At 42.5% G+C, this 26,812-nt stretch carries 27 protein-coding genes; 3 read left to right on the forward strand and 24 right to left on the reverse strand.

From position 1 onward, the window contains the following. Positions 1-371: 371 nt before the first annotated feature. The gene (gene rfaH, locus AB4298_RS17670) at positions 372-890 is read right to left on the reverse strand and encodes a transcription/translation regulatory transformer protein RfaH (RefSeq protein ID WP_371987738.1); all 519 of its coding nucleotides are present in this window, start codon (positions 888-890) and stop codon (positions 372-374) included. Positions 891-1,321: 431 nt separating this feature from the next. Between rfaH and AB4298_RS17675 the strand changes: the two genes are divergently transcribed. Continuing rightward, entirely contained in the window at positions 1,322-2,794 is a 1,473-nt protein-coding gene (locus tag AB4298_RS17675) for a peptide MFS transporter (protein ID WP_371987740.1), read from the forward strand. A gap of 189 nt (positions 2,795-2,983) precedes the next feature. On the opposite strand, the gene AB4298_RS17680 is transcribed toward AB4298_RS17675, so the two are convergent. After that, complete coding sequence (locus AB4298_RS17680; RefSeq protein ID WP_248997864.1) at positions 2,984-4,090, reverse strand: response regulator; 1,107 nt, start codon at positions 4,088-4,090, stop codon at positions 2,984-2,986. A 96-nt stretch (positions 4,091-4,186) separates the two neighbouring features. After that, the gene (locus AB4298_RS17685) at positions 4,187-4,957 is read right to left on the reverse strand and encodes an MlaA family lipoprotein (RefSeq protein ID WP_248997865.1); all 771 of its coding nucleotides are present in this window, start codon (positions 4,955-4,957) and stop codon (positions 4,187-4,189) included. A 403-nt stretch (positions 4,958-5,360) separates the two neighbouring features. On the opposite strand from AB4298_RS17685, the gene AB4298_RS17690 reads away from it, so the two are divergent. Both AB4298_RS17690 and AB4298_RS17695 read left to right on the forward strand, forming a co-directional pair. Further along, on the forward strand, positions 5,361-7,106 hold the full coding sequence (locus AB4298_RS17690; protein ID WP_371987742.1) for a hypothetical protein: 1,746 nt from the start codon (positions 5,361-5,363) through the stop codon (positions 7,104-7,106). 47 nt (positions 7,107-7,153) lie between these two features. After that, positions 7,154-7,462 (forward strand): EscU/YscU/HrcU family type III secretion system export apparatus switch protein, encoded by a 309-nt coding sequence (locus AB4298_RS17695; RefSeq protein WP_371987743.1) that lies wholly within the window; start codon positions 7,154-7,156, stop codon positions 7,460-7,462. A gap of 103 nt (positions 7,463-7,565) precedes the next feature. Here AB4298_RS17695 and AB4298_RS17700 read toward each other — a convergent pair whose 3' ends face one another. The 21 genes from AB4298_RS17700 to fliL form a co-directional block, all read right to left on the reverse strand. Then, positions 7,566-7,970 (reverse strand): DUF2802 domain-containing protein, encoded by a 405-nt coding sequence (locus tag AB4298_RS17700; protein ID WP_371987744.1) that lies wholly within the window; start codon positions 7,968-7,970, stop codon positions 7,566-7,568. 175 nt (positions 7,971-8,145) lie between these two features. Next, positions 8,146-8,637, reverse strand: coding sequence for a chemotaxis protein CheW (locus tag AB4298_RS17705; RefSeq protein WP_248997868.1), 492 nt, complete (start codon positions 8,635-8,637; stop codon positions 8,146-8,148). A gap of 233 nt (positions 8,638-8,870) precedes the next feature. Beyond that, positions 8,871-9,809 carry a chemotaxis protein CheW gene (locus AB4298_RS17710; protein ID WP_371987746.1) on the reverse strand — a complete coding sequence of 313 codons (939 nt, stop codon included), beginning with the start codon at positions 9,807-9,809 and terminating at the stop codon, positions 8,871-8,873. Then, on the reverse strand, positions 9,793-10,584 hold the full coding sequence (locus AB4298_RS17715) for a ParA family protein (protein ID WP_371987747.1): 792 nt from the start codon (positions 10,582-10,584) through the stop codon (positions 9,793-9,795). The genes AB4298_RS17710 and AB4298_RS17715 overlap by 17 nt, the downstream gene beginning before the upstream one ends. Positions 10,585-10,671: 87 nt before the next feature. Further along, complete coding sequence (locus AB4298_RS17720) at positions 10,672-11,346, reverse strand: hypothetical protein (protein ID WP_371987748.1); 675 nt, start codon at positions 11,344-11,346, stop codon at positions 10,672-10,674. Next, entirely contained in the window at positions 11,339-12,517 is a 1,179-nt protein-coding gene (gene cheB, locus AB4298_RS17725) for a protein-glutamate methylesterase/protein-glutamine glutaminase (RefSeq protein WP_371987749.1), read from the reverse strand. The genes AB4298_RS17720 and cheB overlap by 8 nt, the downstream gene beginning before the upstream one ends. Positions 12,518-12,608: 91 nt before the next feature. Then, on the reverse strand, positions 12,609-14,813 hold the full coding sequence (locus tag AB4298_RS17730; RefSeq protein WP_371987750.1) for a chemotaxis protein CheA: 2,205 nt from the start codon (positions 14,811-14,813) through the stop codon (positions 12,609-12,611). Positions 14,814-14,825: 12 nt separating this feature from the next. After that, positions 14,826-15,563 carry a protein phosphatase CheZ gene (locus tag AB4298_RS17735; protein ID WP_248997874.1) on the reverse strand — a complete coding sequence of 246 codons (738 nt, stop codon included), beginning with the start codon at positions 15,561-15,563 and terminating at the stop codon, positions 14,826-14,828. Positions 15,564-15,576: 13 nt separating this feature from the next. Then, positions 15,577-15,960, reverse strand: coding sequence for a chemotaxis response regulator CheY (gene cheY, locus AB4298_RS17740; protein ID WP_012276572.1), 384 nt, complete (start codon positions 15,958-15,960; stop codon positions 15,577-15,579). 61 nt (positions 15,961-16,021) lie between these two features. Beyond that, positions 16,022-16,741, reverse strand: a complete 720-nt coding sequence (locus AB4298_RS17745; RefSeq protein WP_248997875.1) for an RNA polymerase sigma factor FliA — start codon at positions 16,739-16,741, stop codon at positions 16,022-16,024. Then, positions 16,734-17,615 carry a MinD/ParA family protein gene (locus AB4298_RS17750; RefSeq protein WP_248997876.1) on the reverse strand — a complete coding sequence of 294 codons (882 nt, stop codon included), beginning with the start codon at positions 17,613-17,615 and terminating at the stop codon, positions 16,734-16,736. The genes AB4298_RS17745 and AB4298_RS17750 overlap by 8 nt, the downstream gene beginning before the upstream one ends. A gap of 4 nt (positions 17,616-17,619) precedes the next feature. Continuing rightward, positions 17,620-19,029 carry a flagellar biosynthesis GTPase FlhF gene (gene flhF, locus AB4298_RS17755; RefSeq protein ID WP_371987752.1) on the reverse strand — a complete coding sequence of 470 codons (1,410 nt, stop codon included), beginning with the start codon at positions 19,027-19,029 and terminating at the stop codon, positions 17,620-17,622. Between the two features lie 11 nt (positions 19,030-19,040). Then, the gene (gene flhA / locus AB4298_RS17760; RefSeq protein WP_248997878.1) at positions 19,041-21,140 is read right to left on the reverse strand and encodes a flagellar biosynthesis protein FlhA; all 2,100 of its coding nucleotides are present in this window, start codon (positions 21,138-21,140) and stop codon (positions 19,041-19,043) included. Between the two features lie 151 nt (positions 21,141-21,291). Continuing rightward, positions 21,292-22,425 carry a flagellar biosynthesis protein FlhB gene (gene flhB / locus AB4298_RS17765; RefSeq protein ID WP_248997879.1) on the reverse strand — a complete coding sequence of 378 codons (1,134 nt, stop codon included), beginning with the start codon at positions 22,423-22,425 and terminating at the stop codon, positions 21,292-21,294. Positions 22,426-22,505: 80 nt separating this feature from the next. Then, the gene (fliR, locus tag AB4298_RS17770) at positions 22,506-23,306 is read right to left on the reverse strand and encodes a flagellar biosynthetic protein FliR (RefSeq protein ID WP_371987754.1); all 801 of its coding nucleotides are present in this window, start codon (positions 23,304-23,306) and stop codon (positions 22,506-22,508) included. Between the two features lie 23 nt (positions 23,307-23,329). Further along, complete coding sequence (gene fliQ / locus AB4298_RS17775) at positions 23,330-23,599, reverse strand: flagellar biosynthesis protein FliQ (protein WP_248997881.1); 270 nt, start codon at positions 23,597-23,599, stop codon at positions 23,330-23,332. Between the two features lie 7 nt (positions 23,600-23,606). Further along, positions 23,607-24,353 (reverse strand): flagellar type III secretion system pore protein FliP, encoded by a 747-nt coding sequence (fliP, locus tag AB4298_RS17780; protein WP_248997882.1) that lies wholly within the window; start codon positions 24,351-24,353, stop codon positions 23,607-23,609. Continuing rightward, on the reverse strand, positions 24,350-24,748 hold the full coding sequence (fliO, locus tag AB4298_RS17785) for a flagellar biosynthetic protein FliO (protein WP_248997883.1): 399 nt from the start codon (positions 24,746-24,748) through the stop codon (positions 24,350-24,352). The genes fliP and fliO overlap by 4 nt, the downstream gene beginning before the upstream one ends. A 19-nt stretch (positions 24,749-24,767) precedes the next feature. Then, entirely contained in the window at positions 24,768-25,145 is a 378-nt protein-coding gene (fliN, locus tag AB4298_RS17790; protein WP_371987755.1) for a flagellar motor switch protein FliN, read from the reverse strand. A 12-nt stretch (positions 25,146-25,157) separates the two neighbouring features. Continuing rightward, complete coding sequence (gene fliM, locus AB4298_RS17795; RefSeq protein WP_248997885.1) at positions 25,158-26,186, reverse strand: flagellar motor switch protein FliM; 1,029 nt, start codon at positions 26,184-26,186, stop codon at positions 25,158-25,160. Positions 26,187-26,224: 38 nt separating this feature from the next. After that, positions 26,225-26,743, reverse strand: a complete 519-nt coding sequence (gene fliL, locus AB4298_RS17800; protein ID WP_371987756.1) for a flagellar basal body-associated protein FliL — start codon at positions 26,741-26,743, stop codon at positions 26,225-26,227. Positions 26,744-26,812: the final 69 nt, after the last annotated feature.

Consider the following 26,812-nt stretch of genomic DNA (forward strand, 5'->3'; position numbering starts at 1 on the left):
AGTTTGCCCAATAGCATTTTTCGATTGCATACCTTAAAAAGATTAAACCTGCCTCAATGTTTAAGTAACTAGCGACCTTAACTTAATAAAATAAACTATCAACAATCATTAATCCCTTACTGTAACTAGCTTTATGTATTCATTCACGCGCTTGTTCTTAGTGATTAAAATTTTACACACTTAGGATCCATTACAATAATACTTCATAGAAATCGCATGTTCAGCTTGGTAAAAAATAATGTTCTATGGCTAATGTCTCACAAGCATAATAATTAATATCTCACTAACCCATGACTCGCCCATGACTCACTCATTACCAAGCAGAGCTAAACCAAACCAAACCAAACTAGCCCATTGTTTTAGCAGGTCTTTTAAGCAATACAAATAGATTCTCTTTCCACTGCGACTCTTTGTTGTTTGCCCATTAATTCAAATAATACAAAACAACGCTTTTCGCCATTACGCTCATCAAAAATCCCTTCAAGCTCTACAAAAGGCCCTTCAGTAAAGCGTACCTTGTCACCTTGACTCAATTCTGGGATGGATGTTGCAACGGGTTCAGTGGGGAGTGACCGTGACAACAGTTTATGTTCACGCATTTTAATTGCATGAATCACACTGTCATCGATTGGCGTCATAAGTTCTTTACAACCAACAATTCGAATTACGCCACGGGTATTATGAATTCTAGCAACGCTAGTCACTTGCGGATCAAAGTTGATAAAAAGATAGCTAGGAAATAATGATACGCGTTTAATCGTCACTTCGCCTTTAAGCTTCTTTTCTTCTGGGTAGGTCGGCAGATAAGTTTCTATATGCTGAAGTGCCAAGTTTTGCTGAGCTCGCGCTTCACTACGAGATTTACAATACAGTAAATACCAAGCCTTCATTTTATATCCTCATATGCTGCATAACAAACAGTGACGTCCCTATTCACGGCGAGGAATTTTAGCAAACTTTTGATGTTAATTGAAAGCGAAACAATTTGAACCCTTTGTCAAAAGCTTCATTTTCGGCCATCTATAATCATCAACCTCCTGCTTGTACATAATCCCAGCAGTTACGTGCTCAAAATTGACTTCTACCGTCTATAAAGGGTATATAAGGTGGGCTTTATCGCATTTGACGCTATTTTTAGCCTCAAATTAAAAAAATTAGAATACAAGCCAAAAACAAAGCAGCAAAACACGCAACAAAACAACCTTAGTGATTAACACTTGAGATTGATTAACCTCGTAGTTTGGCTGAAATAATTTAAGCAAATAAATTTCTGTAGCAAAAATTGAGCTATAGGCAATCACAAGCGAAGGTGGAAGAATACATGAACGCAGCAAAACCCCAGGGGACGATGCTCGGGCATCCTAAGGGACTGTTCCTGTTATTTACAACAGAGTTATGGGAACGTTTTAGTTACTATGCAATGCGCGCAATTTTGGTTTTATACCTCGTTGACGCAGTGCAATCTCAAGGTGGTCACGGTCTGGGTTGGACCCAAGCTGATGCACTTTCCCTTTACGGTACATTCACAGGTTTAGTTTACTTAACTCCGCTTATTGGTGGTTGGTTAGCAGATACTTACCTAGGTCAACGCCGTGCAATTATGATTGGTGGCGCATTGATGGCTGCTGGTCAATTTATTTTAGGTACGCCTCATGCTTGGGTTCCAGGTATGGAAGTCGAAGTGTTTTATGTTGGTTTAGGTGTATTGATCCTTGGTAACGGTTTATTCAAGCCAAACATCTCTACTATGGTTGGTGACTTATACGAAGAAGGTGATCACCGTCGTGACGGCGCGTTTACTATCTTCTATATGGGTATTAACGTTGGTGCTTTCTTATCAGGTATTATCGTAGGTTCAGTTGTTGCCTATTACGATGGTAACTTCCAAGCAGGCTTTATCTGTGCCGGTATTGGTATGGTGCTTTCTCTTATCATCCAGTTCGTATATGCGCAAAAGCTACTTGGTGATATTGGCCGTGTTCCTGCCGCTCAGCTTGAAAAAGAAAAAGCGGCTGCAAGTGGTGAAGTGCGTAAAGAACCACTAACCAAAATTGAACGTGACCGTATTAAAGTTATTATGATCATGGGTCTATTCACAATCATTTTCTGGGCTGGTTTTGAGCAAGCCGGTGGTTTGATGAATATCTTCACCAATGACTTTACCGATCGTATGATTGGTGGCTGGGAAGTTCCAACAACTTGGTTCCAGTCATTAAACGCAATGTTTATTGTTATTTTTGCCCCTGTGATTGCCTCGATTTGGATCCGCCTAGGTAAAAATGAGCCAAATTCTCCAGTTAAATTTGCATTAGGTCTAGTCCTACTCGGTATTGGTTTCCTATTCATGATTGGTGCTGTTTTAGAAATGGGCGGTGACGCTAGCGCTAAATCAAGCATGTGGTGGTTAGTCGGTGCATACTTCTTCCATACTATGGGTGAATTATGTTTATCACCTATTGGTCTATCAATGGTGACTAAGCTTGCTCCGCTACGTATCGCTTCATTAATGATGGGCGCATGGTTCCTATTTATTGCTGCTGCTAACAAGATTGGTGGTATCGTCGGTTCGTTAATCGGGCACGGTGGTGGTAAAGAAGAACAACTTGCGAATGCAATGTCTATCTTCGCCGGTATTGCTATTACCGCAGCGGTTTCTGGTGTCATTCTATACTTTATGGCTGACAAGCTTGTTGACTGGATGCACGGTGCTGAAGACAGCACTCACCACACTGAAGAGCAAGCATTAGAAGAAGAGATTGCTGTTACAGCTGAACACGAAGTAATTAGAAGATAAAAGCTATACAGGTGACTCACCACTAGCTTAATCTAAAAAAACCAGAAGGGTTACCTTCTGGTTTTTTTGCTTTAAAGCCTAAAAGAACAAGACTGATGATGACCAGAAAAATCACTGAAAGCTCAAAACTCTGGTTTTTAACTCTGGTTTTTAACTCTAGCTTAGAACTCTGATAAGCGCGCCTTTAGCTTAACTAGCACTCAATTGAATATAACCACCTGGGCTGATATCAGGTTGGTAAATTAAGCCGTGAAACTCATCATTAATCAATTGCTGTTTATGCTCGTGGACCTGAGTTGATATACATAGCTTTTCACCCAATAACAATGTTCTAAATTGAATACTAGGCTTGCTCCAATCTGTCATACCTAGCTGTAAGGACTCGCTTAATGCTATAGGTGATAACCCCTCTTCATTTTTGATATAACACCTAAACTCGCTGCCAGCTTGTGCAATACTCACTCGATAATGTGTCAGATCTAAAACAACATAAGTCATATCAACAACAATGCCTAAGCCAGACTTACGCATTCTATCGTTCAAGTACACCATCATGTTAAACGGCTCTGTTATCACGTTAGATAAGCCATTTCGATAACGTTTAAGCTTATGGTTAACAAAACTTTTAAGCAGAACTGACGCAAAAGCAGCTCGATTATCATGGGGATGAAAATGAGCCATATACATCATCACATGGTGTTCACCTAGCATGGCGGTATCGATAAAGTGCGCACTAACATCATCAGTATTAAACAAACTATAATCGATCACAACATTGTGGTATTCAACACGACTTGGAGGAAAAAGCTGTTGCTGCACGCTCTTAGCAGCCTCTCCACACTGCTCTAGTTGCGCTAAGTTTTCGTTTAATTCGAGGTAAGATAGAGACTCTTGCTCATCAATATTCAACGAGTCTTCAAACGAGTGATTCAAGCATTCATGGATTGCATTTTCGATTAGATATAGGTCGGTTACCGGCTTAACAAGATAATCACTTGCGCCCTGCCGCAGCGCCTCAATGACATCCCCCATAGCCTGATTGCCCGAAATAATAATGGTAGGTATGCCGGCTTGATGTTGATTCATTTGCTTGAGCATATCTAAGCCGCCTAATTTTGGCATGCTCAAATCAGCTATAACAATATCAAACTCTTGGTTTTTAAACTGATCTAAGCCATCTTGACCATTATCAGACTCAACAACTGTGGCTCCGCGGCTACTAAGGAAAGACGTGACGATGTTGCGAAAGACTGGATCGTCTTCCACAAAAAGGATTGTTAACTCTGTTAGCGCCATAATTGCCCTTAACTGACAATAGCGTAAACACACGTCCTTGTATCATCGTTTGCGCTTCAGCGGAGTTATTGTTTTAATTTGTCCGCTTATCGAATGCTACTCTAATTCCTGCATGTATTCGTCAAGTAATTCATCATCATCTTCACTTTGAGGAATATCACCATCGTACACCTTGTAGTCCATATGCTGGAAATAAGCGTCTTTTACAAAGGTATATGGATCGAGCGCGTTATCAACTAATCTTTCCTGATCGATTGCAGACGCCCTTGTGTGCAGGTTCTTAAGACCCCATTTTAATACTGACTGCCAAAATGTCAGCTCTGATAAAGGGAAGTATAGATCATCAACCCAATCACTGGCGAGTTCACGGGTAACATAGGGGCCAATAAAGGGAGCCATAAAATAAGGGCCGCTAGGCACCCCGTAGTATCCTAGTACTTCATTAAAACTGTCTTGCTTACGTGGCATCCCCATCATATCAGCCACATCAATCACACCCAGCAATCCAAGAGTTGAGTTTACAGTAAAGCGACCACCGGCATTAGCGGCCCAGACCCACTTACCTTGCAACGTGTTATTGACCAGAGTTGAGGGTTCTTCCAAATTCAGTACAAAGTTGTTTATTCCCGTTTTTACAGGACGGGGAATATAGTCGTTATAGCCGTGAGCTACAGGGCGATAAAAATACCGATCCAGAAATAAATAGTTAAAATCCCACATCGCTCGGTTAAACCCTTCAATAGGATCTCGGGGATCATTGTATGTCACCGTAATTTGCTGACCACCATCCGTAGTCGTATCTTCTGTGGCACTTACAGCTGGGATGCCAAACATAGCCAGAGAAAGCACAATCCATTTAAACTTCATAATTGTCTCTTCGAAAAGGAGTTTCTGGTACCAACACGATCTATCATTAGCTAAGTGTTAGTACGTAACCTCACAGAATATTTTTCCAATCAACTCACAACAAGATAACGTTCAGCTAAAAATTATTTGCATAAAAGTCAGTAACACTAGAAGAGACCGAATCTACGACCTACTTGTTACATATTAGCGGTAAACAATTTACTAAAGTCATCGCTTATACCTGTCGATACAAAGTACAAGATGACTTTACCTGTCTAACCACACTGTTGCAGCTCAATATATGCAGATATTGTTGCGAGATGGCTAAGGATACTGGTTAAGACGTTAAGGTCAAATAGAAATTTGTGAATAAACATATCGAATTAGTCGATTAAACCTTTTAATGGCAAATGTAGGTCTATTTTTGAATAATGTAACAAATTCAGCGACAAGCTCGGCAATATCGATACCAAAAGAGTCGCCTAACTCTTTAGGGGCCAATTCCTTGATCCCTGTTACATTACAAACTACCGGTAAAGGGATCTACACTTGCATTGCAGGCCAACAATACCAGATTAATTCAGCGACTAAACTACCTATTCAGCAATTAAACTTTGCCCACAGCCTACTACTAAATATAGTGCATTCCTTAACAGGGACAAGCCAAACCCAGCTATTTGCGCTCGGTCAGACTTATCAACTGGCTTTACCAGCCCAAATAGTGATTAAGATGAGTCATAACTTAGAACAAGCTAAAAGGTTACAACAGCTCGCAAAAAGAAAAGAAGGTTATCGACTACCCAATGCAACCCTCAGCCATAATCAACTGATTTTTGCCAATGGCTCCAAAATTGAAGTAGAGTCATTACAAACGCTAGCTCAAGGTGAATACGTTGTTTCTATCGCTCACCAAGCACAGCAATTCACCTTAAAGTTATCACCTATTCAATTGAGGCAAACAGTGACCTTAACTCGGCAAGGGGAGGAGCAAAACCTTGATATTGATAGTGCTAATAAAGCCGATAATGGTAACCATCAAGCACCATCATCTGATGGTGATAAGGTAAGTCTAAAGACCAATATTAACTATCAATATAGTGCGTTGAATAGGCATCTTGAAAGCATTCCTTTACCTGATGATTACAACGAAAATCCAATAGGTGAAGCAAAAAAAGATCCATCGTTATCCAAAGAAACCGTCTTTAATAATAAGATTTGTAAACCAAACCAATTAAACAAATTAGACTCAAAGCCAAAAAGCTTATCAGCAAATGAGAACACTTTAGTAAAAGCGCCGAGTTCAGCACTTCTAGGTGCATTGCAAAAAGCTGGCGGATTACCCACGTCAACCGCAAAAGTACAACCAATTAAAGATAGTATCGCAAGTGCATTATTTAAGGCGCTTCCGGCACTAAAACCTCTCCCCTTAACTGACTTAGCTATGCCACATCAGGTAAAACAAGCCATTAATGACTGCAATGCCTTACCTTTGTCGCCAAATAACTGGGAACACGCGAGACTAGACACCCATAGCAATAGCATTGTGCTTTTATTGCAGTTATTGCTAGCTAAAGGTGCTCACAATAATGTGTCTGCAGAATTAAAACTAAAAATTAACCAACTACACACGCATTTAGGCTTACCAACACCATTGATGTGCTTATTAGAATCAGCCGCTGCGATGCCATTACTGGCTGACTTAGTCAATAATTTAGCCCTGTATCAACAAGCAAGCGATAATAGCGAACAAGCAAATCAGTATTACTTTGCTATCCCTTATTCAATTAACCATTATCAGGAGCAAATTGAAGGCCATATTAGTAAGACCCATGATGATAAACATAAGGACGGCGAAACATGGAACATACAACTAAAGTTTAATTTATCTAGCGGTGACTTATTAATTAAGGCAAAAGTAAATATTCAACCCAATACGTTAACTCACACTGGTTGTAAAGTTAGTTCTCAAGTCAAAAAACAAACTCCGCTAAATTTATCTTTTATGAGTAATAGCCATAGTCTGATTAACAAAATTAGTATTTTAACTCCAGCTTTAACAATAAAAATGGCAGCTCTTGGTTTTAATAACGTCAATATTAAAACTCATTGTGAACAAATTCCTATTAGTCTGTTTCCTAACGAAAATTATTTAGTAAAAGTGCAGGTCTAATTGTTATTAACAGCCTTACAAATAAAATTTATAAATAAGAAGCATATATGCACAACCAAAATGAATCAGACAAAGCGGTAGCTCTAAGCTACATCAATGGAAAAGCCCCCATAGTGACAGCTAAAGGTCAGGATTTACTGGCGCAAGAGATGATTGCCATTGCAGAGCAAGCCGGCATACATATCCATAAAGATGAAAATCTATGTGAGTTTTTACAAGGGTTAGAGGTAGGTGATGAAATACCTAACGAGCTCTATTTATTGATTGCCGAGCTAATCGCCTTTGTTTACGTGCTCGATGGCAAGTTTCCCGAAAAATGGCAAAACATGCATCAGAAGATAATGGAAGAGGTTTAAAGCTAAGAAGGACGCTGCGCTATGAGATAAAAGGGAAGAAAGGTCCTAGCAGGACGAAGTACGCCCTAGAAGCACCCTCGCAGTGAGCCTGCGAATGTTCTTCTTACTTACCATGTAATCGTATTAACAATTCAGCTTCCGCTTTAGGTAGCTCACACTCTTCTATAAGCTCCTCAACACCGGCGCCCAAGGCAACCATTTTCATTGCACGAGAATAAAGTCTAGCTTGAGGATCTTGTTGACTCCCCTCTTCTAACTTAGCATCTTGCTGAGCAAGTTTCTTTTCTAGCTCTAACATGCGTCTACCAACGCCAATCGTGCCACTTCTAAGCTCTTGTAATTCACGTTTAACCGCTTCTCTTTGCTTATCACTGTCCTTAACTAAAAGAGTCAAGGCTTCAACTTTTACACGCAATTTGCTTGTTTGTTTCAGTAAGTAAAATACTAAAGCTAAGCACGCAATGACAAAAACTAACGCTGCAGCGAGTAAAATCTCTTCAATAAGCATAATTGGCTCTTTAATTAACGTTTTTACGTTGAGATGACACAATAGACGATAATGTAGGTTTAGGGTAACACTAAAGCAGCAATGTAAATAAAGCTAAAAACTGCAAGTTAATATCGACAGTACAAAATGATATTAACCTACAGTACTTCTGTTATTGGTGAAGAGTTTATGCCCGTTATATCTGGGTCAACTCCATCCATTCTTCATCAGAAAGCAGCTTATCCAAATCAACCAAAATCAGCAGTTCATTCTCTCGATTACTTACACCCTGAATAAACTTAGCACTCTCTTCAGTCCCGACGTTTGGCGCATTATCAATTTCAGAGCGACGAAGATAGACGACTTCTGCAACACTATCGACCAAAATCCCAATAACTTGCTTTTCGGCTTCAATAATAACAATTCGAGTAGAATCATTAACGTTCGCAGACGCTAAGCCAAAACGAGAGCGGGTATCGATAACAGTAACCACATTACCACGTAGGTTAATAATACCTAATACATAATGCGGAGCGCCTGGTACTGGAGCAATCTCAGTATAACGCAGGACTTCTTGTACCTGCATCACGTTGATCCCATAGGTTTCATTATCAAGCTTAAAAGTTACCCATTGTAAAACTGCATCTTCACTACCTGCCGCAACGGCCACACTGTTTGAACTTGTCATAAATCCCTCAATCAATAGCTAGGTAGCTATCTAGTCAACGATATTCTTCTTTTGCCGATAGAATGTCTGTTTTAAGTTATAAACAGCATAAGTAATTCAGCACTTTAGTAATGTGACTAAGCATATCGCTCTATATGCTTAGTTCCAATACTCTTTGTATTTAGTAATAGCTTTATCGACCAGTAATCTACATTCTTTATAGTTTGGTCACATCTTAACGACTAATGGTTTGGTTAAGGTAATGCTAAAGATGGCTCAATGTGATCTTGATAGCCCAAGCCAGCATTTAACATTTGTACTAGCGCACCTACATTCAACATGCCACACATTTGCTCTTTTACCACACCTGCAAGCCAAGGTCTTTTTCCAGCCTGAGTACGCCAATTAATTTGTGATTTTTTTATCGTTACGGTATCAACTAGTGCCTCGCAGCTTAGCCCCCACGCGCTATCTTCAAGGACAACAACATACTGGTAGTCCACGCTATCCGCCAATGGTTGATCATACTTCTCCGGCATAACCCAAGCGCAGGTATCAACCACATTTAATTGACTACCTCTGTGTTGCTGCACGCCCTTATACCATTTAGGTCGACCAATCAGTGGCGTTAACTTCTCTATATTCACAATACCACCGAGGCTTACCAAAGGAACGGCTAACGTGAGCCCTGCCACTTTAAAAAACAGCACCTGAAACTCTTCATCAAGCTGCTCTAATAGCGTTTTTGTTGATATTAACGGCTCAGATGAGCTTTTTATGTCATCACTAATTACTAAGTTAGCAACGTTATCTGCACTGTTCTCAAACTCTGCTGCCGTTTGACTTAAAACAGAACTCATATCCGCGGGTTTTGTACCTTGAGCTTGAAGGTCAGCAGCCTTTTCAACAGGCTCTTCGATAATGTTATCTTTGACAATAACAGCTTGAATCATTGACTCTTGAGCCAATGCTGTTTCTGTTTCAGGATCAGCAGGTTTAGTCGAGTTGGCAAAAAGCAGCTCTAATGATTGTCTGTTTACGTTATGCAATTCACTGTCTTGCGCCAATAGCGCTTCGTTATCAATAAAGCTTGCTGAAGGCTCTTGTTGCGCTTTCAGAGGCTCTGGCACCGGAGTCTCATTTAATAACAGTGAAAAATAATCGCATACCGCGTCATCAACCAAGTTTGACATGAGACGGTTCCTTCGCGATTAAATATTCTAATAATCTATTGTAAGCTTTCACGCCGCGGCTGCTAGGAGCATAGTGTGAAGCGGGTAAATGACTCAAACTAGCATCTCTAAATTTGGTATCAACAGGGATCACGTCCTGCCATAGCTCTTCATTATAATCTTGGGTAAGTTGCAGCAGCGCAGCAGAAGCCGCACGCGTGCGTTTATCGTACATTGTTGGCACTATTGTATAGCTATAAGAGACTTTCTTAGAACGGCCCATTAACAGCATGGTTTTTACCATTCGGTCTAAGCCTTTCAATGCTAAAAACTCGGTTTGTACCGGTACAATAATATGCTCACTTGCCGCTAAAGCATTAACCATTAAAACACCTAATACAGGCGGGCAATCAATAAGTACAACATCGTACCTATCTTCTATTAGCTGTAACGCTTTCTTTAAGATAAGTCCCATGCCTTCTTGATGCCCGAGACTACGATCTAATGTAGCCAATGCCATTGTTGCAGGCATCAGATCTAGGCCCTCAACATTAGTCGGCACAATATGCATTTGTACTGTATCAGCTGTTAGTGTCTTATTAGCTAAAAAGAGGTTGTACAATGAGCTAGGTAATTGCTCGCTATCAATACCAAGGTAATAGCCAAGCGATGCATGAGGATCGGTATCAACCATGAGTACCCGCTGACCACGCTTAACAAAAGAGCCAGCTAAGCTAGCGACTGTTGTCGTTTTACCCACCCCACCTTTTTGGTTTGCTATGGTCCAGATTTTCAAAGGTTTCGTCCTCAGATTTATCAAACTTGTAAAAACGAATGGTAAAAATTACTAAATAGCTAAGCGCCTTAAATTAGCCCTAACGGCTCACTCACTCGGCTCTCTTGTTGTTATCAGCACTCCACCATGTGGCAAACGAATCATCTTTACCCCATCATCTGTTTCGGTAAGTGTGACCGCCTTAGTTACAGGCTCGGTTGATTGTGTTTTTGCTTGTAATGCGTTGGAAGCTTTGTTACTTACACCAGCTTTTTCCTGTGATGGTTTTACCTCTAACGGTTTAATAGCTGCTGAGCGTTCAGTTTCTTGAGCATAATCTTGCTCCATGGTCTTACTTTTATTTAAAGTTTTTGCAGCTTTTTGGTCGACCGCTTGTTCTATTGAGGCTTGCTGCGAGTTACCAATATGGCTAACGGGCTGCTCCACTCCGGGGCCTATTGGCAGCAAAGTGGTTTCACCTTGGCGTGCCTTTTCAATAAACGACTGCACAAAATCTGGGTTATTTGCCATCCAATTTGCCATCACTTCGGCTTGTTCATCGGGCACCATTAGCAAAACTTGCGAATCTTTTAGCTTGTCAACTTCAGCTGACAACAGTTTATTTTTGTGGCTAGACTCGAAATATAAAGAGCCAAAAGTAAAACAGCTAATGCTAAGCAAAAACATAATAAGCAATGAGAATGTATTCACTGCGCCACGTTGACGTATGAGGGCAACAGCCAGAGTTTGCTTATTCGCTGGCTTAGCCAGCAACCTAGCCACCTGCAGTCTCTTTCAAAATTGATTCTGCCATTTGTTCTAATGCAATTGACTTAGTCGCAATACCTGCAACTGTCACCGCTTGTGGCATACCATAAACCACACAACTGGCTTCATCTTGTGCCCAAATGGTTGCGCCTGTATTTTTAAGCATTCTCGCGCCTTCTCGACCATCTGCGCCCATGCCCGTTAACACAACGGCCAATATTTCTGCGCCAATCACCTTAGATGCAGATGCAAATGTAATATCAACACTTGGCTTATAATTCATTTCTGGCTTGCCCGCCAAGACTTTAATTCGGCCGTGCACGCCACCGCGTTCTAGCATCATCTGCATACCACCCGGCGCTAAATATGCGCAGCCAGGTTTTAGCACATCACCTGTTTCCGCCTCTTTTACCTCAATCTTACATAAGCTGTTAAGTCTCGTGGCAAATGTAGGCGTAAATGCCGCCGGCATATGCTGAATAAGCAATATAGGATGCGGGTAATTAGCAGGTAGCTGCGTTAACACTTTTTGCAGTGCAACCGGTCCACCAGTAGAAGTGCCTATCAATACAGCCTTGTACTTTTTACCACTGGCGCGTGTCACGCCGTTTGCTCGCGGTTTATCTTGAACGGAGGTATTCAAAGTCGTGTTGTTGACAGCGCCTGCAGTGCTACGGCTTAAACTCGCTTGACGAGCTTGCGGCATAGGCAAATTCGGACGTGCGCGTTCTAAGCTTGACGGTGCTTGCTCAATAACTAGCGCAGTTCTGCTTATAGGCCTAAATAATCGTCTACGGCCGAGTGCTTTTATTCGCTGCTGTAACAGCAAAATAGCATCGTCTTTGTTACTGGCGATATCTTCAAAACGTTTTGGTAAAAAGTCTAATGCACCAGCCTCTAATGCCTCTAACGTGGCACGGGCACCATCATGAGTTAATGAAGAAAACATTAGAATAGGGATTGGCTTACTCGCCATGATCTGCTTAACTGCTGTGATCCCGTCCATGACAGGCATTTCAATATCCATGGTGATCACTTGTGGATTAAGTTCAGCAGCCATTTTTACCGCTTCGGCACCATTATTGGCAGTACCAACGACCTCAAGCTCTGGATCTTGATTAACGATTTCACTTACACGTCGTCTAAAAAAACTTGAATCATCAACGACTAAAACTTTTATGCCCATTAATATTCCTATACCGCACTTAGCATTGGCCAATGCCGTATTTAAAAAGACTAACTGAGTCCATCACTCGGTTAGTCCCTAGCTAACCCAATTAGCTTTTATTACGTGCGTAATACTTAAGCAAACCCGGTACATCTAATATCAGTGCAATACCGCCATCAGAAGTAATGGTTGCTCCCGCCATACCTGGCGTGCCGTGTAATAGCGTACCTAGTGGTTTAATTACCACCTCTTCTTGACCAATCAAAGCATCAACAACAAAACCAACTTGAATAGTACCTAGTTGCACAATGACCACATGACCATGTTGCTTGTCACCATGATTAAAACTCAAGCCTTTACGCGATAACCATTGCTCTAAATAGAATAATGGAACGGCTTTATCACGAACAATCACCGTTAATTGGCCATCGACTACGTTAGTTTTAGTCAGATCTAAATGGAAAATCTCATTCACACTTGATAGTGGTAATGCAAACACCTGCTCGGCAACTTCTACCATAAGAGTTGGCATAATAGCGAGAGTGAGCGGCACCTTAATCTCTAAACGCGTTCCTTTACCTTGCTCTGAATCGATATAAACCGAACCATTAAGCTGAGTGATGCGAGTTTTAACCACATCCATGCCAACGCCACGACCTGAAATATCAGAGATCTCAACCTTAGTCGAAAAACCAGGCGCAAAAATGAGGTTATAGGCTTCTTCATCAGTCATACGTGCAGCAGCATCTTCGTCTAACACGCCACGACTAATCGCAATCCCTTTCAGTTTTTCAGGGTCCATGCCTGCGCCATCGTCCTCGATTTTAAGCAGGATATGGTCGCCTTCTTGACTCGCTGACAGCGTAATTGTACCGGTGCGCGTCTTACCATTAGCTTCACGAGCATCTGGCATCTCGATCCCATGATCAACAGAGTTTCGAACCAAGTGGACTAACGGATCGGCAAGCGCTTCAACCAGATTTTTATCAAGATCAGTGTCTTCACCGACCATAACAAGATCAATTTCTTTATTTAGGCTACGTGCTAAATCTCGAACCACGCGTGGGAAGCGACCAAAGACTTTCTTAATTGGTTGCATGCGGGTTTTCATCACCGCACCTTGCAGATCTGCCGTCACTAAATCAAGATTAGCTAACGCTTTAGACATCTCTTCGTCTTCACGAGCAACACCTAAGCTTAATAAACGGTTACGTACTAATACCAGCTCACCAACCATATTCATGATCTGGTCAAGTCTTGATGTATCAACCCTAACCGTAGTTTCAGCTTGCGGCATATTATTGCCAGCAGGTTTGGGCGCGACTTTTGCTACCGGTTTAACCTCTTGTGGCTTAGCAACCGGCTCAGCTTCTACTGGTTTTTGTTGTGCAGTTGTAATCGCTTGAGTGGTCACAACGGGTTGTGGCGATGTTTGCGCAGCCACAGGCGGGACTGGGGTTGACTGCGAACCAGGACCGGAGCCAGAGCCGTGAAGCTCATCGAGCAAACGCTCGAACTCATCATCTGATATTTCATCTGAATCAACAGTGCTAATGTTAACCTCAACCGCTGCAGGCGCAGCTGATTGAGTTTTAAATTGGCCTGAACCATGTAACTCATCAAGTAACGACTCAAACTCGTCGTCGGTAATGTCATCTGACACTGATTGAGAGGTGCTAGTATCGTCAGCGCTTGCCGCTGTCGTACCGGGTCCATTACCTGAACCGTGTAAAGCGTCAAGCAAGGCTTCAAACTCAACGTCGTCGATATCATCAATACTGCCAGAGCCTTGTGGGCTAGTAGCACTAGAAGACTCAACCACGTTTAATTCAACAGGTGCTTGTTCGATAATAGGTTCAGCAGGTGTAATATTTTCAACAGGAGCTTGTTGCTGCGGCTCACTAGCCATTTCTGATGCTAATAATTCACCCGCACTTAAGGTTTTGAGCTGTGCTAATAAAGCAGGTTCTGCAGGAGACTGCGGCTGTCCAGCTTGCGTCTGCGCAAACATTGAGTTGATGGCGTCAACGGCTTGTAAAATGACATCCATTAAATTAGCAGAGACACTTCGCTTACCCGTCCGCAATAAATCGAAGGTATTTTCAGCTTCATGACAAACGTCGACCATGGGCGATAAACCTAGGAAACCTGCGCCACCTTTAACCGTGTGGAAACCGCGGAAGATAGCGTTCAATAGATCGGTATCATCAGGGTTGTTTTCTAGTGCGACTAATTGTTCCTGTAGAAGCTCTAAAATCTCGCCAGCTTCGATCAAAAAGTCCTGCAGTATCTCTTCATCAACATCAAAGGACATTATTTGACTCCTTTAAAAACCTAAACTCGAAAGCAGATCGTCAACTTCATCTTGACCCGTCACCACGTCCTGGCGGTGTTCTGCATTCATAATAGGACCTTCAGCTTCAACATTTAGTTTTGGCTTGTCGTCAGCTGCATTAGCAGGCTGCTCGCCAAATACCGTCAACATTGACACTAAGCTACTTTCTACTTCTCTAACTAAATCAATCACTCGGCGGATCATTTGCCCAGTAAGATCTTGGAAGTCCTGTGCCAATAAAATTTGGTTCAGAAGTTCTTTCACTCGTCCCGCGTCCGACTCACTTCTTTCAACAAATAGTTGGATGTCATGACACAAGGTTTTAAACTCAGCTAACGGCAGCTCTCTACGCATCAATTTATCCCAAGCAGGCTTAACCGCTTGAATATTATCGCTAAGAGCGCTCGCTAAAGGTAAGCATTCTTCTACAGCATCCATGGTTTTATTAGCAGCTTGCTCAGTCATATCAATGACATAAGTTAAGCGCTCTTTTGCGTCCGGGATCTCTGTATTGGCTAATTCAATTAGACGGCTATCAAACTGAAAGTCTGAAATAGCACTATGAAGTTGTCGTGTTAAACGGCCAACTTCATCAAAAAGATCTTTCTGAATCGGTGCAGCTATCTCCTTGACCAATTCATCTGCTTTCTCTTGCTCTCCTTGAGACAGGAAGGCAACGAGCCTCTCAGCTTGCTCGAGAGTAATCAGCGGTATAGATTGTTGCTGCATTGCTCATCCCTGCTTAGCCGAGTCGCTCGAAAATTTTGTCTAACTTTTCTTTTAGTGTCGCAGCAGTAAATGGCTTAACCACATAACCGTTTACCCCCGCTTGCGCCGCAGCAATAATCTGTTCACGCTTTGCCTCAGCTGTCACCATTAATACTGGTAAGTGCTTAAGGTTATCGTCTGCGCGAATAGCCTTTAATAAATCAATACCTTGCATGCCTGGCATGTTCCAATCAGTCACGACAAAATCAAAGTCGCCCTTTTGTAACATAGGTAAGGCTGTTGAACCGTCATCAGCTTCTTGAGTATTGTTAAAGCCCAAGTCACGTAACAAGTTCTTAATGATACGTCTCATTGTTGAAAAATCATCAACAACAAGAATCTTCATATTCTTGTCCAAGGTTTCCTCCGCGGAGCGCGCTCAAATGCGCGTGTAAAAGTGCTATCAAATATTATTGATTTTATTCTTGCGTCCAGTGCTTGAGTTTACCTTTAAGTCTAAGCATCGCCTGACTCAGGATCTGGCTAACTCTAGACTCACTGACCTCAAGAATGGCCCCAATCTCTTTTAAATTAAGTGCTTCATCATAATAAAGCGACAATACCAATGCATCTCTTTCAGGTAAAAGCTTAATAGCGGCTACCAAAGCAGAATGAAACTCAACTTCTGCAAGCGATTCATAGGCATCGTTTGTGTGACCATCTTCAGAGCATGCTCCTTCTACCGCCACACCTAAATCTTCTATACCAACAACCTTACCAACTGATACATCGTTCAAAATGGTGTAGTACTCATCGAGCGGCATCTCTAACCGCTCAGCAATTTCACCATCACGAGCATCACGACCCAGTTCTTGCTCAAGTTCATCGATGACTTGTGCCACTCGGCGTTGATTGCGGTGAACAGAACGTGGCACCCAATCGCCACGTCTTATTTCATCTAACATAGAGCCACGAATTCGAATACCAGCAAAGGTCTCAAATTTCGCGCCTTTACTACCATCAAAGTTCGATGACGCTTCAAGTAGCCCCATCATGCCAGCTTGCAATAAGTCATCAAGCTGAACAGATGCAGGTAAGCGAGCCAAAAGATGATGGGCTATTCTTTTTACAAGCGGTGCATACTGTTCAACGATAGACGTCTTATTATCAAAACGAGTATACGCGGCCGCTTTATTCACCCGACTTATCCTCTTGATAATCAGGACGTTGAACTAGTCGTTCAACAAAAAACTCTAAATGACCACCAGGCTGAGAAGGCACTGGCCAACTCATAATTTTGTTAGCTAAACCGTGGTAAGCAATGGCCGCTGGAGACTTTGGAAATGCCTCTACAATCAACTTTTGCTTACGTACTGATTTACGTAAATTTTCATCAAATGGTACCGTTGCTACAAGCTCTAAGGCAACGTCCAAGAATCTATCGGTCACTTTACTTAATTTGGCAAAAAGTTCCATGCCTTCACGTAAACTGCGCACCATATTTGCCACAATTTTGAAGCGGAACACGCCATGCTCACGACTCAAGATTTTAATTAGTGCGTAAGCATCGGTAATCGAAGTTGGTTCATCACACACGACTATGAGTACATCTTGTGAAGCACGTGAGAAGCTCAATACCATATCTGAAATACCCGCTGCGGTATCAACGATTAAAATATCAAACTGCGTTCGCATTTCACTAAAGGCACGAATAAGACCCGCATGCTGCGCTTGAGTCAACTCCACCATTGCTTGAGTACCTGATGTGGCCGGAATAATACCAATGCCTTTCGGTCCTCTAAGGATCACATCATCTAATTCGGCATCTCCCGACAAAACATGAGATAAATTTCGCTCTGCGCGTAAACCTAACATCACATCGACGTTAGCCAAACCTAAGTCAGCATCCAATACCAATACACGTTTGCCCTTTTCGGCCAACGCAACGGCAGTGTTGATAGACACGCTGGTTTTACCAACGCCACCTTTACCACCTGATACGGCGATAACTTTTACTTTTTCATTATTTGGCTGATTCATCATACGTAAACCGCTTGCTTGATCTGGAGTCATGGTTTCACTCAAATGCAAAGGCCATCTCTTGGGAGCCTTCATTATTCTGTAATGGTTCTGTGGATTCGTTATCTAATGCAGCTAATGCGCGATTGGCTAAAGATAAAGTATCTGCCACCTGCATATCTTCAGGAACTCTTTGTCCATCAGTGACATAACTTAAAGGCAATCCACTTTGAATCAAGACACTTAGCGCGGGCGCTAACGATATTGATTCGTCTAATTTTGTCAGTACTGCGCCCGAAAGCGGAATACGCGTAAACTGCTTTACAGCATCTTCTAATACACGACGCTGACCTGTTGCTGACATTACCAGATAACTACGAATAGGTAATCTGCTATTTGCGGCTAAGCTATCGAGCTGTTGGAATAAACGCTGATCTCTTTGGCCCATGCCAGCAGTATCAATTAAAACCAGTTTACGATTTCTAAATTGATACAGAATTTGTTCTAACTCATTAAAATCATGAGCCTGTTTTACTGGGCATCCCATTATTTTGCCATAAGTTGCCAATTGCTCAAAGGCTCCAATGCGATAATGGTCTGTCGTAATCAATGCAACTTGATCTGAGCCATGATAAGCCGCAAATCGTGCCGCTAATTTTGCCACTGTGGTGGTTTTACCTACACCCGTTGGCCCAACAAAAGCAACGACACCACCCTGACGAACAATATCATCGCCTTGGTTATCTAGCAGGTTAGCTAAACTACGTGGTAAAGAAGCGACAAGCTCCGCAGGAGTGTAGTGTTCACTTAAACTCGACAGTTTTTTAGCAATAGCTGGCGAAAACTCAGCTTCTAACAATTTACTTTCAAGCATTGCCCCCACAGGGTCGACACGCTTTTTCTGCTCAACCATCAAACTGCTGACTTGATGGGTCAATAAACTACGAATAGATGCCAGCTCTTCTTTCATCGCATCCATTTCAGCACTGCTACTTGCTTTTGCATTGTGGTAGCTATCTAGTGCGCGATTTGGCGTAAACTCGGCTTTTGCAGGCTCTGCTCGTTTAGGCATTTGTGCCTGCAAGCCTTTTGCCCAGTCAGGCATATCTAAATCTTCACTGCGTGTAGTCTGTGTTTGCTGACTAATACGACTTTGTTGACGCTCTAAAAGTGCCTGTAATGAATCGGGAGCTGGCGTTGGTTTAGGCTGACTTTGCGCTCTTACATTCGCAGCACCGCTGCCACCGCCCAGTGTGACTCTTTCTTCAGATAAATCAGTGAACATCTGCGCTGATGGCTTAGGCGCTGCAACCTTTGGCTTAGGATCGTCATAATCCACAGCAGCAACGATTTCAATACCACCAGTGACTTTCTTATTTGACATAATCACAGCATCAGAACCCAAGGTCTCTTTCACTTGGGCTAAGGCCGAGCGCATATCTTTTGCTAAAAACCTTTTAATCTTCAATTATTCGACCTCTACTGACCTACTGCCGAAACGATGCGGATCTGCTTCTCATCGGGCACTTCTTGGTAAGAAATAACCCTTAAATTCGGAATCGTGTGCTTAACAAACCGTGATAACGTTGAACGTAACATGCCGGACGTCAATAAAATTGCCGGTTGTCCTACCATTTCTTGACGCTGTGTGGCATCAACTAATGACTTTTGCATGCGCTCTGCAAGGCTTGGCTCAATATTAGGGCCATCACCTCCGGTTGCCTGCATTGACTGATGCAACATTTGTTCCAACTCTGGCGCCAAAGTAATGACAGGGATTTCAAGCTCTGGGCCACTGATCTCTTGTACGATCATGCGTTTTAGCGCTATTCGCACTGCTGCAGTTAATACTTCGGTGTCACTACTCTTAGGTCCATATTCCAGTAATGTCTGTACTATGGTCTTCATATCACGAATAGACACACCTTCGTTAAGCAGGTTTTGCATCACTTTAACCACAGTACCTAATGGCATCACATCGGGTATAAAGCCATCCACTAACTTAGGTGAGTGTTTACCAAGCATTTCAAGTAGCTGCTGAACCTCTTCATAACCCAGTAATTTTGCAGCATTATTAGATAACAACTGACTTATGTGGGTTGCTACAACCGTTGAGGCATCGACCACGGTATAACCTAAAGTTTGCGCATGCTCGCGCATCTCAGGGGCAATCCAAACTGCATCTAAACCAAATGCAGGATCTTTGGTTTCAATACCATCAAGCTTGCCATACACTTGACCGGGATTAATCGCCAATTCACAGTCGTGACGAATTTCAGCCTCACCAGAGGAAACACCCATTAATGAAATACGATAGGCATTAGGCGACAAGTCTAAATTATCGCGAATATGAACAGCAGGAACCAAGAAACCTAGCTCTTGTGACAACTTTTTACGTACACCTTTAATTCTACCTAGCAGTTCGCCACCTTGACCTTTATCCACTAGTGGAATTAAACGGTAACCAACTTCTAAGCCAATCGTATCAACGTGTTGCACGTCGTCCCAGCTCAACTCTTTTGGCTGAGCATCGCGTTGCTCTACAGGGCCTGCTTTTGCCACTTCAAGCGCTCTAGCGCGATCTGTTTCTTGCTTCTTCTTAATAAAATAAGCACCAGCACCAGCCATAACAGCACATGAAAGAAATACCAAATGTGGCATTCCCGGCACAATGCCCATAATAAACATGACTGCCGCAGCGATAGTTAATGCCTTAGGACTGTCAAACATCTGACCCATGACCATCTCGCCCATGTCACCAGATTCGTTTTGTCGCGTCACCATTAGCGCCGCGGCAATCGATAATAGTAGACCTGGGATCTGCGCAACTAAGCCGTCACCGATAGTCAGTAGCGTGTAAATTTCAACAGCCGAAGAAAAATCTAAACCATGCTGCGCCATACCAATAATAAAGCCACCAACAATGTTGATAACCAAAATTAAGATACCGGCAATCGCATCACCTTTTACAAATTTTGATGCACCATCCATTGCACCGTAAAAGTCAGCTTCACGGGTCACTTCTGCACGGCGAGAACGGGCTTCTTCTTGGGTTAAAAGCCCTGCATTAAGGTCGGCATCAATCGCCATCTGTTTACCTGGCATGGCGTCAAGGGTAAAGCGAGCACTTACCTCAGATATACGGCCAGCACCTTTGGTTACAACCGCGAAATTGATGATAATAAGGATTAAAAAAACCACTAAACCAACGGCGTAGTTCCCACCTATCACCACAGAACCAAAGGCTTCAATCACTTTACCAGCCGCATCGCCACCATTGTGCCCTTCGAGCAACACCACTCGGGTCGAAGCTACGTTGAGCGCCAGTCGCAGCAAAGTGGCAACTAAAAGGACTGTGGGAAATGCAGCAAAATCAAGCGGGCGGTCACTATAAATAGCTACCAAAAGAACGACTAACGCTAGCGCAATATTGAAGGTAAAAAGAATATCGAGCAGGAACGCAGGCATAGGTAAGATGATCATAGCCAATGCGGCTAAAACCAATAGAGGTGTACCAATACCTTTTAAATGTGCAGGCTTTATCTGTTTTAATTGGCCTAGACTTGCTTTAAGTTCCATTCACCCTGAGTCCGATCTTTGACGTCTAACGCCTATACAGCAAATACTGTACCAATTATTGGTTTAGCCTATTGCCATGACTATAACCTGAAAGCGATTTACAAAGAATAACCTAGGTATCGAATGATGTTTTTTTGGACGACAATATGGACTAATGTTTTAAATCATCAGGGATTGGCTGTTTTACAGGAATTGGGTTCGGGCGTCGCCCCTTACCTTTTTGGTATTGCCTTAGTTGAAAAACATAGGCAAGCACTTGAGCAACGGCGGTAAATAAGCCTTCAGGGATCTCTTGATCTATCTTAGTGGTATGAAAAATAGCTCGAGCAAGTGGCGGCGCAGAGACAATTGCCACGTCGTGTTCACGGGCAATTTCACGAATTTTAAATGCCACTTCATCAACACCTTTGGCCACGACAAACGGCGCGGTAGAGCGAGCAGCATCATACTTAACAGCAACAGCATAATGTTCTGGGTTCACCACTATCACATCCGCATTGGGCACTTCTCCCATCATCCGCCGTTGAGACATTTCATGTTGTAATTGACGAATACGCCCCTTAACCTCAGGTTTACCTTCGGTATCCTTGTATTCGTCTTTGACTTCTTGTTTAGTCATCTTAAGCTGTTTTGCATGGTTCCAGATCTGAAACGGCACATCAATGACCACAATTAAGAATGTCGATGCGCACAGCAGTATAAAAATCCATACCACAATATCCATCGCATGGTAGATATTGCCAGGTAAATGCTCTTGCGAAAGTAACAAGATATCATTGAGGTAAACAGTTAACAGTAAATAAGCAGTAATCGCCACGACTGAAAACTTAGCAATACCTTTGGTTAGTTCAACCAAAGCTTGCACGCCAAACATTCGCTTAAAGCCCGCTACAGGACTCATTTTACTGGCTTTTGGCATAAAAGCTTTAACCGAAAATGACATACCTCCCAGTGCCACATTGCCAGCAAAAGCGATTAACGCTAAAAAAGCAATAAAACCAAATAAAGGCACCGCAAGCTCTGAACCGACCATGCCCCAAACATTCATCATCTGGTTCACGTCAAAAATATCATCCCGACTCAAAGTAAAAAGCTTGGTCATAATATTGTGCAGTGCCTGTGCAATATCAGGCCCCGTCATCAATAATCCCACCGATGCAGCAATTAATACTGCCGATGTACCGAGTTCTTTTGAACGTGCAACCTGCCCTTTGTCTTTGGCCTGTTGCAACTTTCTGGAGGTTGCTTCCTCGGTTTTTTCTTGGCTGCTATCGTTTTCTGACATCTATCGATCGCCTCCAATAATTACACGAGAATCCCATCGGTCTTTGCCAAACAAGCATGTCAAAGCAGAGGAAGTCATGACTAATTCAATCCGCCATCGACTTTACATTGCAGTTCGAGCGCATTACATAACAGCAATTGTACTTCACGCCACACTTCATCGAAGTGCGACATAATCGGCGATAGAGTCAGCCATAAAATAAATAGACCGGCAACCATGGTCACCGGAAAACCAACCGCAAAGATATTGAGCTGCGGCGAAGCGCGAGTCATTACACCAAAAGACAAGTTAATCGTTAATAGTGCAACAATCGCCGACAACGACATGGTTAACGCGGCGCCAAACATATAACCGACAAACTCAGTAAACAAACGATAGCTCGCTAAACTAAGGCCCTGCATCGATACAGGAATAGAATCAAAACTGGCAATAACCATTTTAATCAGTAGCAAATGACCATCTACAGCAAGGAAAATCATTGTGGTGAGTAACAAAAAGAAGTTACCAATTACAGGTGTTTGTTGACCTGAACTTGGATCAACCATTGAGGCAAAACCTAAGCTGGTTTGCATACCAATGATTTGGCCAGTTAGTACAAAGGTTTGCATTAACAGCAATGTGGCAAACCCCATTGCAACACCAATAATGATTTGCTGCGCAGTAACAAACGCCGCACTTAAGGAAAACAAATCAATGCTTGGCATCGCTGGCAATACAGGAGCGACGGCAGCAGTTACGGTTACCGACAGAATAAGTCTAACTCGAGTGGGAGTCGTAGTTGCGCCAAATACAGCCATCACCATAAACATGCTGGAAATTCGCGTCAGCGGCCACAAATAACCTGCGATGCCGTCCATTAAGGTATCGAGCAAGATCTCCATGGTTAGCTTAGCTCAATCATGGCTTAACCTATGACCTGCGGGATCATATCGACCATCTGGTAAAAAAAATCCATCATCATCTGTACCAACATGTGTCCCATTAACATGAGGGCTAACAAAGTGGTAAGCAAACGCGGTAAAAAGCTCAAGGTCTGCTCATTGATTGACGTTGCCGCCTGAAATACCGCTACAACAAGACCAATAATGAGGCCCGGTACAATAATCATCGACACTATGATGACAATAACAGCCAGTGCTTCACGGAAGATATCAATCAGTGCTTCTGGGCTCATAGCTTACCTATAATCCAAAACTGTTAGCTAAGGTGCCCATGACTAGGCTCCAACCGTCTACAAGTACAAATAGCATAATTTTAAACGGTAAAGACACAATCATAGGTGATAGCATCATCATACCCATCGCCATCAAAATACTAGCAACAACTAAGTCGAGTACCAAAAATGGCACAAATAGCATAAAGCCAATCTGAAATGCAGTTTTAAGTTCGCTGGTGATAAATGCAGGAATAATGACCGTCATTGGTGCATCTTCAGGTTCATTGATGCCTTGATAACCTGAAATTTCAATAAAAGTATTTAAATCAGTTAAACGAGTTTGTGCCAACATAAAGTCTTTTAACGGACCTTGCCCTTTGGTAAAGGCATCTTGGATCGGCATTCCTTGTTCTATATAGGGCTGAACAGCTTGGTCATAGATCTTGTCGAACACCGGCGACATAATAAAAAATGTCATAAACATACTAATACCAATCAGCACTTGGTTCGATGGTGTTTGTTGTAAACCAATGGCTTGTCGCAAAATTGACAAGACTACGATGATCCGTGTGAACGAAGTCAGCATGATCACCATGGCAGGAATAAAACTGAGTGCAGTCATCAACAACAAGATCTGCATAGTGACAGAATATTGCGTTGAACCGTCCGCGCCAGTTGATACCGTTACAGCTGGTAAAATACCATTTTCAGCAAAGGCTGGCGCCGTAAAAGACAACGCCATAGTCGCTAAGAGTAATATCCATTTTATCATTGTGTAGCCTTGGCTTGTCGTAATCGGTTGGCAAAAGACTCTGTTTCGATTTCAACTGGCTGAGCTAACTTATCTACCAGACTAATTTGTTGTTGAGTCACCCCGAGCAAATATTGCTGACCATTGACCTCAACCAATACTAACTTCTCTTTTTGTCCTAATGGCGTTACCGCAATTGTTTTTAATACCCCTTGGCTACTTGGTACTAAATTAAAGCGCTTAACGAGATAAGCTAAAAAGAAAATAAGAATAAGAACAACAATTAGACCGCCAACCATACTTGAAAGCGTCGCAATACTCGACGCTGAGCTAGTGGTAGTTGCGGCGTTATTTACTGCGCTGCTAGCTTCTGTATCTACAGTTGCCAAACTGGCTAAGACCCAATTAACGCTCATCAATAATCCCTAATTCTTATTATCTTAGCTTTTTAATGCGCTCTGTTTGGCTAATGACATCAGTTAATCGAATACCAAATTTGTCGTTGACGACAACCACTTCACCATGGGCAATCAAGGTACCGTTAACCATAACATCTAAAGGTTCACCAGCAACACGATCGAGCTCAACTACAGAGCCTTGGTTTAACTGCAATAAGTTGCGAATGTTAATAAAACTGCGGCCAACTTCCATCGAAATCGTTACCGGGATATCCATAATCGCATCGAGTTTAGATGCTTCTTCTTCGCTTAAAGGCGCACTATCATTGCTAAACTCATCGAGCTCTACTGCTTTTGCTTCTTCAATTGCTTGTTCAGCCATTGCTGATGCCCAATCATCTGTATCTGTACTCATTTACTCTTCGCCTTATATCTCAGAACGATCACGTGCTCGACCTTTATGAGTCACTAGTTGCAACTCAGACTTAACTGTTTCAGGTCGTGGAATTTGCTCGCAAATTTTTAATGCTAAATTTTCTTTGCTTTTACCCATCTTACAACGGTAAGTAGGCAAGTCTTCGACTTTCAAAATAATATGTTCAGGTAACTCAACCGGAATAACATCTCCCGCTTTAAACTCAAGAACCTCGCGCAGCGTAACCTTATGTTCAACAACTGTCGCATCAATACCAACATCAACATCCATGATCTCATCGCGGAGTGCTTGTGACCAGCGCATATCAGTATCTTGGGTGTCGCTCTGCACACCTGCATCGAGTAGCTCTCGAATAGGCTCAATCATCGAATACGGCATGGTAATATGAAAATCACCACCACCACCGTCAACTTCGATATGAAACGAGCTAACAACAACCACTTCAGTTGGACTGACAATGTTTGCCATCGCGGGGTTAACTTCAGAATCAAGATAATCGAACTGTACATCCATCACTGGCGCCCATGCATCTTTGTAATCTTCAAAGATGATTTTAAGTAGCAACTGAACAATGCGCCGTTCGGTAGGTGTAAACTCTCGGCCTTCAATTTTGGCGTGAAAACGTCCGTCACCACCAAAAAAGTTATCAACTAAGATAAATACCAGCCTGGCTTCCATAGTAATAAGTGCCGTGCCTTTTAATGGGCTAAAACGCACCATATTCAGGCTAGTCGGTACGAACAAGGTATGTACGTACTCACCAAACTTCAGCATTTGTACACCGTTAATCGATACTTCTGCCGCACGGCGCATCATGTTAAACATACTTATCCGTAAATGACGTGCAAAACGTTCATTAACGATTTCAAGCGTTGGCATCCGCCCACGAACGATTCTGTCTTGCGACGAGAAGTCATAAGAGCGTGCATCAAGTTCATTGTCATCAATAATGTCATCATCAACATCATCGACACCATGAAGCAGTGCATCAATTTCGTCTTGGCTTAATAAATCACTCACGGTATCGCCTTAGCTTTTAACATAAATCGGTCTTATGCTTACTGCATAACAAAACCGGTAAATAATACTTTCTCTACCACAGTGCGTCCGGTAACCGGCTGCAAGGTATTTTGCACATTACGCAGTGCTAACAAACGCAACTCGTCTTTACCTGCTGGAGAGCTCATTTTTTGAATATCGGCGGCGCTAAAGGTTGTCAGCAACGCATCCTCAATTAATGGAATGTGCTTTTTTATCAAAGTGTCGTCATCGACGCCACGCACCATTAATTGCACTTTTATTTCGACTAAACGTGTACGGCCATTATCTGGCAAGTTAAACAAGAAAGGCCTTGGCATTGCAGCGTAAAAAGCTTCGCCGGTATTAACGACCTTTTGCTCTGTTGCAGTGTCAGCCGTTTGAGTCGTATCACTTGCATCCGATGAGCCTAATAATACCCATGCCGTAACCGCAATAATGGTTATTAACACAACACCAATAACACCAAATAAAATAAGCTTCTTTTTACTTTTAGGTTCTGGATTATCTTCCAGCTCTAAGCTTGCTTCTTCCGCCATTTGCCTTCCCTAATTAAGCATTGATTAACCTCAACGCCATACTGTTCCTATTTAGTTGCTATAGGTTAC

The sequence above is a fragment of the Shewanella sp. 10N.261.52.F9 genome, from assembly GCF_041471165.1.
Taxonomy (GTDB): Bacteria; Pseudomonadota; Gammaproteobacteria; order Enterobacterales; family Shewanellaceae; genus Shewanella; species Shewanella marinintestina.

Bases quoted from the DNA above. Each gene is read 5' to 3' on its own strand.
- rfaH (WP_371987738.1), bottom strand. From the start codon at position 890: ATGAAGGCTTGGTATTTACTGTATTGTAAATCTCGTAGTGAAGCGCGA.
- AB4298_RS17675 (WP_371987740.1), top strand. From the start codon at position 1,322: ATGAACGCAGCAAAACCCCAGGGGACGATGCTCGGGCATCCTAAGGGA.
- AB4298_RS17680 (WP_248997864.1), bottom strand. From the start codon at position 4,090: ATGGCGCTAACAGAGTTAACAATCCTTTTTGTGGAAGACGATCCAGTC.
- AB4298_RS17685 (WP_248997865.1), bottom strand. From the start codon at position 4,957: ATGAAGTTTAAATGGATTGTGCTTTCTCTGGCTATGTTTGGCATCCCA.
- AB4298_RS17695 (WP_371987743.1), top strand. From the start codon at position 7,154: ATGCACAACCAAAATGAATCAGACAAAGCGGTAGCTCTAAGCTACATC.
- AB4298_RS17700 (WP_371987744.1), bottom strand. From the start codon at position 7,970: ATGCTTATTGAAGAGATTTTACTCGCTGCAGCGTTAGTTTTTGTCATT.
- AB4298_RS17705 (WP_248997868.1), bottom strand. From the start codon at position 8,637: ATGACAAGTTCAAACAGTGTGGCCGTTGCGGCAGGTAGTGAAGATGCA.
- AB4298_RS17710 (WP_371987746.1), bottom strand. From the start codon at position 9,809: ATGTCAAACTTGGTTGATGACGCGGTATGCGATTATTTTTCACTGTTA.
- cheB (WP_371987749.1), bottom strand. From the start codon at position 12,517: ATGGGCATAAAAGTTTTAGTCGTTGATGATTCAAGTTTTTTTAGACGA.
- AB4298_RS17730 (WP_371987750.1), bottom strand. From the start codon at position 14,813: ATGTCCTTTGATGTTGATGAAGAGATACTGCAGGACTTTTTGATCGAA.
- AB4298_RS17735 (WP_248997874.1), bottom strand. From the start codon at position 15,563: ATGCAGCAACAATCTATACCGCTGATTACTCTCGAGCAAGCTGAGAGG.
- AB4298_RS17750 (WP_248997876.1), bottom strand. From the start codon at position 17,615: ATGACTCCAGATCAAGCAAGCGGTTTACGTATGATGAATCAGCCAAAT.
- flhA (WP_248997878.1), bottom strand. From the start codon at position 21,140: ATGGAACTTAAAGCAAGTCTAGGCCAATTAAAACAGATAAAGCCTGCA.
- flhB (WP_248997879.1), bottom strand. From the start codon at position 22,425: ATGTCAGAAAACGATAGCAGCCAAGAAAAAACCGAGGAAGCAACCTCC.
- fliR (WP_371987754.1), bottom strand. From the start codon at position 23,306: ATGGAGATCTTGCTCGATACCTTAATGGACGGCATCGCAGGTTATTTG.
- fliQ (WP_248997881.1), bottom strand. From the start codon at position 23,599: ATGAGCCCAGAAGCACTGATTGATATCTTCCGTGAAGCACTGGCTGTT.
- fliP (WP_248997882.1), bottom strand. From the start codon at position 24,353: ATGATAAAATGGATATTACTCTTAGCGACTATGGCGTTGTCTTTTACG.
- fliO (WP_248997883.1), bottom strand. From the start codon at position 24,748: ATGAGCGTTAATTGGGTCTTAGCCAGTTTGGCAACTGTAGATACAGAA.
- fliN (WP_371987755.1), bottom strand. From the start codon at position 25,145: ATGAGTACAGATACAGATGATTGGGCATCAGCAATGGCTGAACAAGCA.
- fliL (WP_371987756.1), bottom strand. From the start codon at position 26,743: ATGGCGGAAGAAGCAAGCTTAGAGCTGGAAGATAATCCAGAACCTAAA.